Below are 12,757 nucleotides of genomic sequence, written 5' to 3'. Positions count from 1 at the left end.
AGCTGGGCCACCCGGGCCTCGATGTCACCTGCGCGAGCTGACCGGCGGCTTGAATCGCCGAGGGTCAGCGCGGTGGCGGCCCGCTGATGAATCTCGGCGACCTCAATGCCTGGCACGTGGGCGTCCTCCTCCGCGCTCGGTGTTCCGGTCGCCGTGCGGGGCAACGCGGGCCCGGACCGGCTCGCACATCCGGGCCTGCGCCGGCGGGCGTCGACGGCTGGACCGGCACCTCGACGGGGCGGGAACCGGATTGCAGCACGGGCATCAGATGCGTGGCTGCGCCGGGCCGCCGCACCGGCGGTGTGAGCGTGGCGTTGCGAGCAGCTCAGCCACTCATGATCAAAACGCAGGCGAACGCCACAGCCGCCCACCGGACGGGACCGGACAGGAGAGACGCTCGTCGCACGAGCACCCACCGAGCACCCAACCGACCACAGGGGACGGATGCAATGAGGGCCTGACCGCCATTACGGCGGGTCAGGCCCCTCATGATCTTGTGCGCCCGAAGGGACTCTAGCCCCTAACCTTCTGATCCGTAGATCATCTGCGCGGTTACCGGCGGGGCGAGATAGCGTGGATGAGAGTCCGACTCAGGGTGCGGCCCACCTCGGCAGCCCTCGGTCCAAGCGCTGCTAGGGTCACCAGTTCGTCAGGTGGCACCTGGGTCGGCTCGTTCGACAGCATCAGGCTGGTGGCCCGCTGGCGGGGTTGCCCGCTGACCCGACCGACCGACATCATCTGCGGGTTGATGACGCCGACACCGATGGCCACCTGGCCGTCGTCGAGAATCCCCAGACCGCCGATGAGACGCAGCAGTCCGGCGATCTGGTCAGGCAAGGCATCCGGGTCGAGGATGGCCCCCATCCCGTCGCCAGGAAGTGATGCCCACGCCGAGGTCTGCCCGTCGGCGGCCGTGCGCACGCCGAGCAACTGCGCCGCGCGCACCTCGTCCCATCGGCTGCTCCGAACCGGAACCGTGACGACCACGGCACCGCCCTGGCGGGTCGCGGTCAGCGGGTCGGCGGCGTGGACTTGACCGCTGGCGCGCAGTCGCGCTGGCAGGAGCTGTTCCAGCTCAGCCATCACCCGGGCGGGCCGGTTCGTCCCGGTGGCTGGAAGGACGTGAACCTCGACGGCCGCCGGAAGATTCGAGGTGCTGCCACGGCGATCCTCGAAGTCCGAGCGCCACGTCACCGCCATTGGGTGTGGCAGCGGCATGAAGGTCAGCGGGCTCCCGGCGCTCACGAGTTCCCTGAGCTTCGCCGCGACCTTGGTCTGCAGCTCGGCGGTCGTGGCGAACGACTCGTAGAACACGCCCGTGCCGCAGTCACCGATGAAGCGAACAAACTCCTCCTGGGCCGGCTCCAACGTCACGTCCAGCCCGCTTCAGCCAGCACGGCCGGTGCGTCTTGGCCGGGGTCGGTGTGCACGGCTGGACCGGTCGTGCAGGCCGGCATCGCCCTCGGTTCAGCCACCGCACCAGCCATCTGTACCCAGTGGCGCCGGAGCAGCCCAGTTCCTGCACGACGTGAGCGATCGGCCGCTGCTCACTGACGACACGCGCGAGCTGCCGCGGTTGTGCCTGGTCACGGTAGGCGTCCACGCCCAGGTCCGCGTCGTAGGTATCTGGTTCAATCGTCGCGCGGGAGATAGTCGCGTCACCCGCAGGGATGGGGTTGTGGTGAGTGCTCTGCAGGCGGTACGACAATTGATCCGCCAGGGCTACCGGGCCCGCCCCGAGGATCTCGCGGACATGGCCATGCAAGCCGCCGCGTTGCTCGGCGCCGCCGCTCTGATCATCTACGTCGTTGACCACCAACAGCGCGCACTAGCACCCCTGCCAGACGACCGCTCACCCGCCGCCCCGCCGCTGCCGATCGACGGCAGCCTCGCCGGCCGGGCCTTCAGCACCCTCTCCCCCGTTCGCGGTCAACAGGACGGCCAGCACGTGCTGTGGGTGCCGCTACTCGACGGCAGCGAACGCATGGGCGTCGTGCAGGTCATCGCCGACCAGCCGCTGAGCGAACAGGTCGTCGCCGACTGCGCCACTGTCGCCGCCCTGATCGGGGAACTCGTCGTCACCGGCGATCTGTACAGCGACACCATCGAACGACTGCGTCGCCGTGAACCCATGCGCCTGGCCGCCGAGATGCTCCGCGCTCAACTCCCGCCGCTGACCTTCGCCACCAGCCGCACCGTCATCGCCGGCATCCTGGAGCCCTGCTACGACGTCGGCGGCGACGCCTTCGACTACGCCGTCAACGGCGACACCGCCCATTTCGCCCTGTTCGACGCCGTCGGCCACGGCTCCGCCGGCGGCATGCGCGCCGTCGTCCTTGCCTCCATCGCCATCGCCGCCTACCGCAACGCCCGCCGCGCCGGAATGGATCTCACCGCCACCTACCACTACCTGGACGACGCGGTCCGCACTCACGACCGCACCGGCATGATCACGGCCGTGCTCGCCGAGCTCGATCAGAACACCGGCATCCTGCAGGTCATCTCCGCCGGCCACCCCAGCGGCATCGTGCTGCGCCGTGGTCGCGTCGTCACCGTCCTGCCCACACCCACCGCACTACCGGTCACCCTTGGTGACCGCCGCCCTCCGGTCATCATCCAAGAAGCTCTCGAACCCGGCGACCACGTCCTGCTCTACACCGACGGCATCACCGAAGCCCGCGACCGTGACGGCCACACCTTCGGCCTCAACCGACTCACCCACTTCACCCAACGCGCCCTCGCCGATCACCTTCCGGCCGCCGAGACCGTCCGCCGACTCGTGCATGCCATCCTCGATCATCAAGACGACCGCCTCCAGGACGACGCCACCGTCCTACTCCTGCACTGGCTCGGCTCACCCGCTGCTTCAACGCTGCCGCATCCCTAGGCCGTCATTGATCGGCTGGCAAGGCCCGGCATGATGACGCAGTAGCCGCCCGGCGACGCCGCCGCCGGTCTCTGCGTTCGGCATGGGGCCGCTTCGCCCGGTCAACCTGCGGGTGGGCCGCTGCCTGCGCTGGCGTTTTTCACACCGTGGCGAGGACGAAGGAGAGCACGAACCCAGCGGTCGTGCTCAACGCGACCGAGGGTCCGCCTTTCTCATAGGCTTCCGGCATGAGGGTGTCCGCGAGAGACGCCAGCACCGCCCCAGCGGCGAACGCCAGCGGCAGCGAGATGGTCTCCGGCGCGGCGTCAGACAGCGGGCCGGCGCCCAAAACCACGGCCGCCACGAGTACCGCGGCACACACCCCCCACGTGCTGAGCACGAAGGCAGTGGAACGGCCCTGTGCCCGCATCGAGGCACTGCCGACCAACGCCTCGGGGAAGTTCGACACGAAGATCGCCGCCAACAATGCCAGCCCTCCGGTGCCCTCCCCGAGCGACACACCGAGCGCGACGTTCTCGGGCACGCCGTCGAGGGTGACAGCAGCCAGCAGCGCCAAGCCGGCGGCACCGGTGGTCGACGCGGTCGATGCGGCCCGGTCCCGGGCGGCAGCGCCCGGATCGAGCTTCTCGCTACCGTGCTGTTCCCGACGCCCACCCTGCGCCACCCGGTCCAGTCCGGCGCTCAGCGCAGTGAACACTCCCGCACCGACCACCAGCCCGAGCGCGGCGCGCCAGATACCACCCTGCTCGTAGGCATCCTCGAACAACTCGAACGCCAGCGCCGTGATCAACGCACCCGAGGCGAACGCGAGCAGAACGGCCAACCACCTCTTGGGCAGCCGGATCCACACGCCGGCCGCCGCACCCAGTAGCAGCGCGCTGGAGGCCACCATGCCGAAGATAAACGCTTTCACGTGTTGCCCCTACCCAGTCCGGCATGATGCTCAACCACACCTGACACGCGGCGGACCCGGCTCACGCATCGACGACGCTGACGGCCGAACGCCCGACCGGCTCCCCTGCGACACGGCGCGCACCGACCCCATCTGACCGCGGCCTTGCGGAACGCGGTTCGTCGTTCAGTCGTCGCCCGTACGGACGCCAGATGCGTGGTGAGAGGATGCCCTCGGCAACCAGCCGTGAGTGAGGAGTTCGACGTGAGCGATCAGTACCGGCGGGACGCGGCGCCGGACGGGCGCGACGAGTCGGAGCAGGAGCGCGCCGACCGACACTTCGACGAACTGCTTCAGGAACTGCGGGTGGCCCAGACTGGAGTGCAGATCCTTTTCGCTTTCCTCCTGACCCTCCCGTTCACGCAGCGGTTCGGGATCCTCGGTGACGGGCAGCGGGCTGCGTACCTGACCACACTTCTCCTTGCGGCGGTGGCCACGGTCTGCCTCATCGCGCCGGTCAACCACCACCGGATCCTGTTTCATCGGGATCGTAAGTCGGACTTCGTAGCGGCGGCGAGCCGCTTGGCGCTGGCGGGCCTGTCGTCGCTCTGGTTGGCCACCGTCGGCGCCGTCTACCTGGTCATCGACGTCGTTGTCGGCACACCCGTAGCCGCAGCCGTCGGCGCCGGGCTCGCCACGGCATTCGTCGCCGTCTGGTACCTGCTGCCGATCGCACAGCACGCGCGACGCACAGGACAGAGTGCGACGATGATGCGACCGCGCAAGCCAGTCGACGAACCACACGAGATCCGCAGCGCCGACTAATTCCATGATCGGCGCAGCGGTTCAGCACACGACCGCAAGGCGTGCCGACGCCGACGTGTGAGCAAGCGCTGAGAGCCGCTGTCCTCGGCATTGCCCGCGTCGATACCTCCTGACCTGCAACCCTGCGTGGCAGGCCCGGCTACGACCGGTCCGACCAAGCAGACGCTCGGACGGCTTCGATACCTTCATCGCGCACCATGGAGAACGCTTTCGGGCCCGGGCCGGACGGCAAGCGTGCGCCCGACCTCAGAGTTGGACTACGGTCGGCGAAGACCCCGGCCGCCGAGACAACGAGGACCACGATGCCCCGGAGTGGCGACGATATCGCTCTCGACTCGGCGTTGGACCCCCTGGTCCTCGCGCTGGACATCGGGTCCACGGCGACCCGCGGCGGCGTGCACGACGCGTCCGGCCGGCGGATCCACGGCCTGCAGCACAAGGTGCCGCACACCTTCACCGTCGCACCTGACGGCACCTCGATCATCGACCCCGACCAGGTGACCACCGAAGTCGAAGAAATCCTCGACGCGGCTACCAACGACCCCCGGTTGGGAACCCGCATCGCTGGCATCGCGATGGACACCTTCGCCGCCTCGCTGATCGCGGTCGACAAGGCCGGACGCCCCCTCACACCGTGCCTGACCTACGCCGATTCCCGCAGCGCGCACGCGGTCACTGCCCTACGTCAGGAACTTGACGAGCAGGCGATTCATCAGCGCACGGGTACCCGCCTACACACGAGCTACCACGCCCCACGCCTGCGCTGGCTCTCCGCCTCGCAGCCGAGTCTCGTCGCCAGAACCGCGAACTGGTGGTCCCTGGGCGAGTACGTCTTGGCTCAACTGATCGGCCACCCCTTGGCCGGGACCTCCACGGTGGCGTGGACCGGCCTGCTCGACCGCAGCACCGGCGGGTTCGACACCGAACTGCTCGCCGCCGCGGGCATCGACCCCGATCAGCTCTCCCCACCCCTGAATACGACCCGAACAGCGCCGTCGGCGAACAAGGCGCGCTGGCCCGCACTGGCCAACGCGGCGTGGTTTCCCGTCATCACCGACGGCTTCGCCAGCAACGTCGGCTCCGGGGCGGCCGACGACACGGTGCTCACTGCGGCGACAGCCACCAGTGGTGCGTTGCGGGTGCTGCTCGACGGCCCGGCGGAACCCCTTCCGTTCGGACTGTGGAACTACCGAGTCGACGCAGGACGCACGCTGCTCGGCGGAGCTATCAACGACGTCGGTCGCGCCGTGAGCTGGGCACAGAGCACTCTACGCCTCAGCCCGGCACTCGCGGGCACCCTCACCGCGCCGCCGAGCCACGCCACGCCACTGGTGCTGCCGTACCTCACCGGGGAACGCGCCCCGGGCTGGGTCGGCGAAGCACGCGCCGTGCTCGGCGGGGTATCGGCAGCCACCGACGCCGACACCCTCTTTCGCGGGATCGTCGAGGGTGTGGCCATCACCTATGCGCGTGTCGCCGACGAACTACATCCAGCCGCCCCGCACATCCTGGAAGTCGCGGCAGCGGGACGCATCAGTAACGACCACCCGGAATGGCTGCAGATCCTGGCGGACGTGCTCGGGCGACCCGTCACGCACGTGACCCGACGCCGCGCCACGCAACGTGGCACCGCGCTACTCGCCCTCGACACGTTGGCGCCAGACGTACCGCGCGCGAGCCGGGCCACCGGAGCGACATACGAGCCCCAGACCGCACACGTCGAACACTACGCACAGCGGCGCGCGCGATTCGCCGAGGTGTACGAAACACTCGTACAGAGCTGACGACGCGGTGGCAGCTTCTCTTTCGAGGGCCTCCAGCCGAGTTGGCGAAGCGCCCAGGTCCTTTGTTGAGGGGTTGGTGCTGATCACAGCGCGACCCGGCGGCGCGCCGTAGCAGTACAAGCGCGAAGCGCGGCACCTGTTCGCTGCGGCGAGGCCAAGATTGAGAACTGCGGTCGAATCCTCGTGGTTAGGCGTGCGTCCACGGGCAGGATCTCGGGGTGCTGCGGTTGGACATGGAGCAGGGGCCGGCAGGTCATGCTCCCCGGCGCCGGGCTGCCCTGGTTACTCACCGTCTTCGATCGCGACACGCTGCCACCGCCTACCAGACCCTGGTGGCCGGTCCGACGCTGGGGCGCGGCACGCTGCTGGCTCTCGCGCGCCTGCAGGGCTACACCTACGACGCCAAGATGCGGCTGGCGAAGCTGCGGACGGACCGCTGGACGATCTGGCCCTCGCCGCGCGGCTCCGCGCAGATGCCGCCGCCCTGTTTCAACGGTTCAACCGCGACTTTTGGATCGAGGATCGCGGCGGCTACTACGCGGTGGGCCTCGACGGGGACAAGAACCGGATCGACTCGAAGACCTCGAACATGGGTCGCATCCTCTGGAGTGGCATCGTTCCGGCGGATCGGGCCGAGCAGGTGGTGCGGCAGCTGATGTCGCCCGCCATGTTCTCCGGTTGGGGCATCCGCACTCTGTCCCGCAAGGAGCGCCGCCACAACGCGTTGAGCTATCACCTTGGTACGGGTATGGCCGCACGACAACTCGATCGCCGCGATCGGCATGGCCTGGTACGGCTTCCGGGATGACGTCAGCCGGATCCGGTTGGAGGTTACTTAGAGGTCCTAACTTAATGATATTGGGCGTAACCGACCGGACGTGAGGGTCGTTTCGTCTGAACGTGAGGAGGGGTGAGCAGCCGCCGTGGATCGTCTCGGATGAGTTGTGGGCCGAGATCGCACCGCTGCTGCCACCCCGCCCACCACGGCGGAGCCGCTATCCGGGACGTAAGCCCCTGGATGACCGCAAGGTGCTGTGCGGGATCTTGTTCGTGCTCTACACCGCGATCCCGTGGGAGTACCTGCCCCAGGAATTAGGGTTCGGCTGCGGGATGACCTGCTGGCGCAGGCTACGGGACTGGAACCAGGCTGGGGTGTGGCAACGGCTGCACGAGGTGCTGCTGGCCCGGCTGCGCGGCACCGGGCAGTTGGACCTGTCCAGGGCGGTGATCGACGGCTCCCACATTCGGGCGCTCAAGGGCGGCCCAAAACCGGTCCGAGCCCGGTCGACCGCCGCAAGCCGGGCTCGAAACACCACGTCATCACCGACGCCGGCGGGATCCCCCTCGCCGTCACGCTGACCGGCGGCAACCGGCACGACAGCACCCAGACCACCGCGCTACTCGACGCCATCCCGCCCATCGGCGGGCGACCGGGCCCACCGAGGCGGCGCCCCGACCGGCTCTACGCCGATCGGGGCTACGACTACGACAGCCACCGCCACCAAGTCCGCGCCCGCGGCGTCACCCCGGTCATCGCCCGACGCGGCACACCTCACGGCTCCGGCACCCGACGCTGGGTCGTGGAACGCACCATCGCCTGGCTGCACTGGTTCCGCCGCCTGCGCATCCGCTGGGAAATCCGCGACGACATCCACGAAGCCTTCCTCAGCCTCGCCTGCGCCCTCATCTGCCGGCGCCAACTCCAACGCACCCAAAGTTAGGAGTTCTTAAGCCATCCCGTGAGCCCGGCACGGAGTTGGACGCCATAAAGGCATGGGCCCTGGCGAGTAGGCGCCCTGCCCTCTTGACAGCGAGGCCCGTCTATTCTTTGCTGTCCGGAACGATGAATCGATGGTGCTGGGTCGTACCGGTGCCTAACGGTGAGGAGTGGGGATGGATCTTCGACGCAGAGTGCGTGGCGCGGTTCGTCGCGGCGGGGTGGTGGCGTCGGTCGCCGTTCTGATGACCGTCGGCACAGTGCAGGTGGCCACCGGTCCGGCTCAGGCGGCCGGCGTGCGGGCGAGCGTGGTGAACGCCGCCGAGGCATACCTGGGCACGCCCTACAAGCTGGCGTACGGGTGGACGTGCGGGACCGCCAGGGTGGACTGCGAGTGCCTCAACCGGCACGCTGTCTGGGACGGCACGAAGGCCGCCACCGGTCGGGGCCTGCAGCTGAACTACTGGCTGCAGGGGCAGATCAATCAGGGGCGGCGCACCAACAACCCCAGGCCCGGGGACCTGATCTTCTGGGACACCGACCCCCACGACGGGATCCGTTATGGGGGCGACCTGGACCACACCGGGGTGTACGTCGGCAACAACCGCGCCATCGACGCCAACGCCTACTACGGCTACGTCAAGTATGACACCATCACCCTCGGCGGCACCGAACCCGACCCAATCTTCGTGGACGTGTTGACGCCCAACGGCTACTGAGCCGACGTAGGGCCAGCCGGCGAGCGCGGTGGGCCGCCGGTTGGCCCTCACCAGGGCCCCGGTCCCTCGGCGGCCCCATCGGCCGTCAGCCAGTGCCGGCGGTGTCGCAACGGCCGGCCGACCACCTCCGGACCACCGCGAAGCCGTGGTCCGCGTCAACGCCACCCCGGCACCGCACAGCACAGCGATGACCGCGTTGGTAGCGTGAGCAGGCGGCCCGGCAGCCCACCGTCACCGGAGAGACAGATGGCCCGCCCCAAGGATCAGGATCACCAGCGCGCCCACGTCACCGCGGCGGCTCGCCGTGCGATCATCAAGCACGGCCTGGCCCACGTACGGATCCGGGACATCGCCGATGCAGCGGGCCTGTCTCCCGGCACCGTCACCTACTACTACCGGCAACTCGACGACCTGTTCCAGCAGGTCTACGAAGACGCCGCCGACCGGTTCCACCACCAACGCGCCCACGCGGTGGAGCAACACACCGACCACGCCACGAAACTGGCTGCCGCGATCGACGCCGGCCTGCCTCATGGCGCCGACGACGAACTGTGCTGCCTGCTCTACGAGTTCTCCCCACGCGCGCGCCGCCGCCCCGACCACGCCGCCCTACGCCGCAGCCTCTACGACCGGCAGGCCCAACTGTACGAGGAACTCCTCGACGCCGGCAGCGACCAAGGCGCCTTCACTCTCGCCCTACCCGCTGCGGAAGCCGCCCGCAACCTCGTCGCACTCGAGGACGCCTACGGCTACCACATCATCGCCCGTACCTCCGTCACCCCCGAGCAGGCCCGCGCCTACCTGCTCAGATACGCCAGCCACACGACCGGCATCGACCTGACCAGCGTCCCAGCGACGACGAACGACTTCTTCGCGACGGAAACGGTCACGTGACGCGCCACGCCGTCATCCCGCAGGCCGAGCAGAGCCCGGGTCGAGGCGGCACAGCATCCTTCCGCCCCGGGAGGCGCTCCGTTCGGCTGTTCCCGAACACGTGTACGGTGATCGCGACATCGTCCGCACCGCCGACGCTCCCCAGCAGGTTCACCCGCCACTGCTCGGCCATTCCCGGTCATCGCGTGGGACTTACCTGGCCACCACGCAGGCGAGGAGTGGAAGCGATCCTTGAGAAGCGAGGTCGTCGCATGACCCTCGAGGCTGTCATGGAGCAGCAGGCGCTGCGTCTCGCCAACCTGGCTCGACGCGTTGCGGAGGTGGACCAGTGGATCCAGGTGCTCCTGGACTGGATCGAGGCAGCCGCACAGGATCTGTCGCTGGAGAACGCCACCGACGAGCGAGCGGTGTGACAAGCCGGTTCCGCACGTCACCCGCCGGATCTGCCTGCCGGTGTCGGCGGCTGGCTGGGGCGCGAACGGGCTACTCCGGCGTCGGTAGCGTCGGGGTGGCCCTGGGCTTGGAGAGCAGCTCGACGATGGCAGCCCGGGCCTGGGCGGCCGTCGGGTTGGCGCGTAGGGCCCGCGCCTGCCCGGTGATCTGTTCGTACTTGCCGCGGCCGGCGCGGGCGCCGAGCACGTAGCCGACGGCCAGGCCAGCGGCGAACCTCGTTACCTTCATCGTGTTCCTCTCTGGCCCTTGGCCGAAGATGGTGCTGCTCTCGCAAGCGCGACGTCGTCCCGCGTCGCGACACGGCGAGCCGGGTGTCCGGTCAGCCTGGCCAGTATCCGGTGGCCCGGTGTACGGCGACGGCGCCAGCCCGGTCGACGGTGGCCTTGACCGCCGCGAAGATGGCGCCCTGGATCGCGGCGGCGATGACGATCTCGCCCCAACCACGGTCTTGGTCGGTGGCGTGTGGCGCGTCCTGTTCGCCCTCGACGAGCTTCCACACCTGTTTGAACAACAGCCCCGACACCAGTCCGGCACCAGCACCGAGCAGGAGGCCGACCGGTCGGTACGCGACCTTCGCCGCGACGTGACTCACGCCCGCCGCCGCCGGACCAGAAGGGCCACCAGCACCGCCAGCACCGCCGCGCCGACCACCGCCAGCGGCATCGCCCCGGCTGCCCCCTCGATGCGACCTGCCGCCGTAGTGATCTTCTTGCGAGCCTGCGCGGCGGCGTCCTCAACGCCGGCCTTGGCGCGGGCCTTGACATCGGTCTTCGCCGCCAGCGCCTCCACGGTGTCCCCGAGATCGGCGCGCGTCTGCGCGATCTCTGCCCGCAACTGCTGCGGTTCTGTCGGTGTGCGCTCACTCATGACGATCGTCCCTCCCGAACCGCGGCCTTCACCGCGTCCACATCCGCCGTAACCCCGGACACCGCCTCCTGCGGCACCAGCGGCGTCACCGCCCGCATTTGTCGACGGCCGAGCAGCGCCACCATCGCGGCCACGGCGAACACGACCACCATGACGACCAGGACCGCAAGCCACAGCGGCCAGACCAGGTCCAGCACCACCACCGCGAGGACCAGCAGCAGTCCCAACCCGTATAGGCTCAGGACTGCGGCGCCGCCGAGCAGTCCACCGCCGGCTCCGGCCCGCCGGCCCTTCGCGACCATCTCCGCCTTGGCCAGCGCCAGTTCGTCACGCACCAGCGTGCTCACCTGCTCCGCGGCCCGGGTGACCAGTTCCGACGTCGACATCGTCTCCGGCGGACCGGAATGTTGCTCCTGTGCGCGGGCGGTTGCGTCTGGCGACACCGGGGCCTCCTCGTCTGGCTGCCCTCGTGGTGCCCCCTGCGGTCGCGGCGCAAACGCCAGGGCCGCTGCCCCCGAGTGGTGACGAGCGCCGTCGGCGGCGGCGTCCCGCCGCGGCGAGTGCGGCCGCTCACCCGGTCGCGCCGGATGCGTCGTCGCCTCGTCGGAACGGTCGTCGTCGGCGGCGGTCCGTGGTGGCAGAACGGGATCGTCGGAGGGCTGACCGCCCTGCAGTGCCCTACCGCGCTGCACCTCGGCGTTGATCTCGACGCCGAACAGGACGGCGCCGTTGACGAGGTAGAGCCAGCCCAGGAACGCGATCACCCCGCCGAGCGTGCCGTAGGTCTTGTCGTAGGAGCCGAAGTTGGCCACGTACAAGCCGAAGCCGAAGGACACTACCGCCACGGCGAGCAGGGTGACGATCCCGCCCACGGTCAGCCACCGGAACCGCGGCGGCTGCACGTTCGGCGCGAGCCGACCCAGCATCGCCAGCACCACCACGGCGATCAGCACCAGGGCCGGCCACTTGAGCACAGACCACAGAGTGCGGGCGGTCTCGCCGATGGCCAAGGCGTCGCCGACGGCTCGGGTGACCGGACCACTCACGATGAGGATCACCACGACGACGGCCATGAGCAGCAGCGACACCGCGGTGATCAACAGTTGCAGCGGACGCAACTTCCAGAAAGGCCGCCCCTCCCGCACCCCATGGATCGCGTTGGACGCCCGGGTGTAACCGCCGACGTAGCCCGACGCCGACCACAGCGCGCCCAGCAACCCGAAACTCAACAGCGCCCCCGCACCACCCTGACTCGACACCACCTCCTGGATCAGGTCGCGCAACTGCTGGTCCACCACCGCCCCGGCCCCCAGGTCGCGAAGCAGGCCGACGATCGTGTCGACGGTCCGGTCACCCTCGGACACCAGATTGACCAGGGCGACGACGACGATCGCGGACGGGAAGACCGCCAGCACCGCGTAGTAGGTCAGACCTGCCGCCAGGTCCGTACAACTGTTCTTCATGAACCCCTGCGCCGCGCGCCGGAACACTCCGCGCCATGCCGCCGCGCGCATCTGCCGCAGCCGCTGCGGCACCTGACCGCTGCCAGCGGTCACGCTGTCGGCCGCTGATCCGCTCCTCGCCACTCTGCCCTCCTTCGCGTGGACAGGACGCGGCATGCCCGCGCCAGTCGGCGGTACCCCACCGAGACGATCCGGTAACGGGAGCGCCCCGATCGGACCGGATCGCTGACCGGCGACGTCGTCGTCGTCGACCAGC

Annotated in this window: 14 protein-coding genes; 8 read left to right on the top strand and 6 right to left on the bottom strand. The window is 69.3% G+C overall.

Annotation, left to right across the window (positions count from 1 at the left end):
- Positions 1 to 552: 552 nt before the first annotated feature.
- The gene (locus ACIA6B_RS32410) at positions 553 to 1,374 is read right to left on the bottom strand and encodes a hypothetical protein (protein ID WP_396779283.1); all 822 of its coding nucleotides are present in this window, start codon (positions 1,372 to 1,374) and stop codon (positions 553 to 555) included.
- Between the two features lie 154 nt (positions 1,375 to 1,528).
- Between ACIA6B_RS32410 and ACIA6B_RS32405 the strand changes: the two genes are divergently transcribed.
- The gene (locus ACIA6B_RS32405) at positions 1,529 to 2,887 is read left to right on the top strand and encodes a PP2C family protein-serine/threonine phosphatase (RefSeq protein ID WP_396779281.1); all 1,359 of its coding nucleotides are present in this window, start codon (positions 1,529 to 1,531) and stop codon (positions 2,885 to 2,887) included.
- A 139-nt stretch (positions 2,888 to 3,026) separates the two neighbouring features.
- On the opposite strand, the gene ACIA6B_RS32400 is transcribed toward ACIA6B_RS32405, so the two are convergent.
- Positions 3,027 to 3,800, bottom strand: coding sequence for a ZIP family metal transporter (locus tag ACIA6B_RS32400; protein ID WP_396779280.1), 774 nt, complete (start codon positions 3,798 to 3,800; stop codon positions 3,027 to 3,029).
- 243 nt (positions 3,801 to 4,043) lie between these two features.
- On the opposite strand from ACIA6B_RS32400, the gene ACIA6B_RS32395 reads away from it, so the two are divergent.
- From ACIA6B_RS32395 to ACIA6B_RS32365, 7 genes are all read left to right on the top strand, one after another.
- Positions 4,044 to 4,604, top strand: coding sequence for a DUF6328 family protein (locus ACIA6B_RS32395; protein ID WP_396779279.1), 561 nt, complete (start codon positions 4,044 to 4,046; stop codon positions 4,602 to 4,604).
- A gap of 302 nt (positions 4,605 to 4,906) precedes the next feature.
- The gene (locus ACIA6B_RS32390; RefSeq protein ID WP_396779277.1) at positions 4,907 to 6,388 is read left to right on the top strand and encodes a gluconokinase; all 1,482 of its coding nucleotides are present in this window, start codon (positions 4,907 to 4,909) and stop codon (positions 6,386 to 6,388) included.
- A gap of 541 nt (positions 6,389 to 6,929) precedes the next feature.
- On the top strand, positions 6,930 to 7,196 hold the full coding sequence (locus ACIA6B_RS32385; RefSeq protein WP_396779275.1) for a hypothetical protein: 267 nt from the start codon (positions 6,930 to 6,932) through the stop codon (positions 7,194 to 7,196).
- Positions 7,197 to 7,315: 119 nt separating this feature from the next.
- Positions 7,316 to 8,109, top strand: a protein-coding gene (locus ACIA6B_RS32380; protein WP_396779284.1) for an IS5 family transposase whose coding sequence is annotated in 2 segments (ribosomal slippage) — positions 7,316 to 7,652 and positions 7,652 to 8,109 — 795 coding nt in all. Because the reading frame shifts where the segments join, the coding sequence is not laid out codon by codon here.
- Positions 8,110 to 8,281: 172 nt separating this feature from the next.
- The gene (locus ACIA6B_RS32375; RefSeq protein ID WP_396779273.1) at positions 8,282 to 8,824 is read left to right on the top strand and encodes an NlpC/P60 family protein; all 543 of its coding nucleotides are present in this window, start codon (positions 8,282 to 8,284) and stop codon (positions 8,822 to 8,824) included.
- A gap of 246 nt (positions 8,825 to 9,070) precedes the next feature.
- On the top strand, positions 9,071 to 9,718 hold the full coding sequence (locus ACIA6B_RS32370; protein ID WP_396779271.1) for a TetR/AcrR family transcriptional regulator: 648 nt from the start codon (positions 9,071 to 9,073) through the stop codon (positions 9,716 to 9,718).
- 251 nt (positions 9,719 to 9,969) lie between these two features.
- Positions 9,970 to 10,131 carry a hypothetical protein gene (locus ACIA6B_RS32365; protein WP_396779269.1) on the top strand — a complete coding sequence of 54 codons (162 nt, stop codon included), beginning with the start codon at positions 9,970 to 9,972 and terminating at the stop codon, positions 10,129 to 10,131.
- Between the two features lie 70 nt (positions 10,132 to 10,201).
- Here the strand turns inward: ACIA6B_RS32365 and ACIA6B_RS32360 are convergent, their stop codons facing one another.
- The 4 genes from ACIA6B_RS32360 to ACIA6B_RS32345 all read right to left on the bottom strand — a co-directional run bounded on the left by ACIA6B_RS32360 (position 10,202) and on the right by ACIA6B_RS32345 (position 12,624).
- Positions 10,202 to 10,399: a hypothetical protein gene (locus ACIA6B_RS32360; protein WP_396779267.1), complete on the bottom strand. Its 198-nt coding sequence runs from the start codon at positions 10,397 to 10,399 to the stop codon at positions 10,202 to 10,204.
- 91 nt (positions 10,400 to 10,490) lie between these two features.
- Positions 10,491 to 10,763, bottom strand: a complete 273-nt coding sequence (locus tag ACIA6B_RS32355) for a DUF4235 domain-containing protein (protein ID WP_396779266.1) — start codon at positions 10,761 to 10,763, stop codon at positions 10,491 to 10,493.
- Positions 10,760 to 11,038, bottom strand: coding sequence for a DUF3618 domain-containing protein (locus tag ACIA6B_RS32350; RefSeq protein ID WP_396779264.1), 279 nt, complete (start codon positions 11,036 to 11,038; stop codon positions 10,760 to 10,762). Before ACIA6B_RS32350 ends, ACIA6B_RS32355 begins: the two co-directional genes overlap by 4 nt.
- Entirely contained in the window at positions 11,035 to 12,624 is a 1,590-nt protein-coding gene (locus ACIA6B_RS32345; protein ID WP_396779262.1) for a YhjD/YihY/BrkB family envelope integrity protein, read from the bottom strand. The genes ACIA6B_RS32350 and ACIA6B_RS32345 overlap by 4 nt, the downstream gene beginning before the upstream one ends.
- Positions 12,625 to 12,757: the final 133 nt, after the last annotated feature.

The organism is Micromonospora sp. NPDC051141 (genome assembly GCF_044455765.1).
GTDB lineage: Bacteria > Actinomycetota > Actinomycetes > Mycobacteriales > Micromonosporaceae > Micromonospora.
Note: the sequence above shows the minus strand (reverse complement) of the source record. Positions and strands in the feature narration are given on the sequence as shown.

Coding starts and splice junctions, on each gene's coding strand:
- ACIA6B_RS32375 (WP_396779273.1), top strand. CDS start 8,282: ATGGATCTTCGACGCAGAGTGCGTGGCGCGGTTCGTCGCGGCGGGGTG.
- ACIA6B_RS32350 (WP_396779264.1), bottom strand. CDS start 11,038: ATGAGTGAGCGCACACCGACAGAACCGCAGCAGTTGCGGGCAGAGATC.
- ACIA6B_RS32370 (WP_396779271.1), top strand. CDS start 9,071: ATGGCCCGCCCCAAGGATCAGGATCACCAGCGCGCCCACGTCACCGCG.
- ACIA6B_RS32360 (WP_396779267.1), bottom strand. CDS start 10,399: ATGAAGGTAACGAGGTTCGCCGCTGGCCTGGCCGTCGGCTACGTGCTC.
- ACIA6B_RS32365 (WP_396779269.1), top strand. CDS start 9,970: ATGACCCTCGAGGCTGTCATGGAGCAGCAGGCGCTGCGTCTCGCCAAC.
- ACIA6B_RS32390 (WP_396779277.1), top strand. CDS start 4,907: ATGCCCCGGAGTGGCGACGATATCGCTCTCGACTCGGCGTTGGACCCC.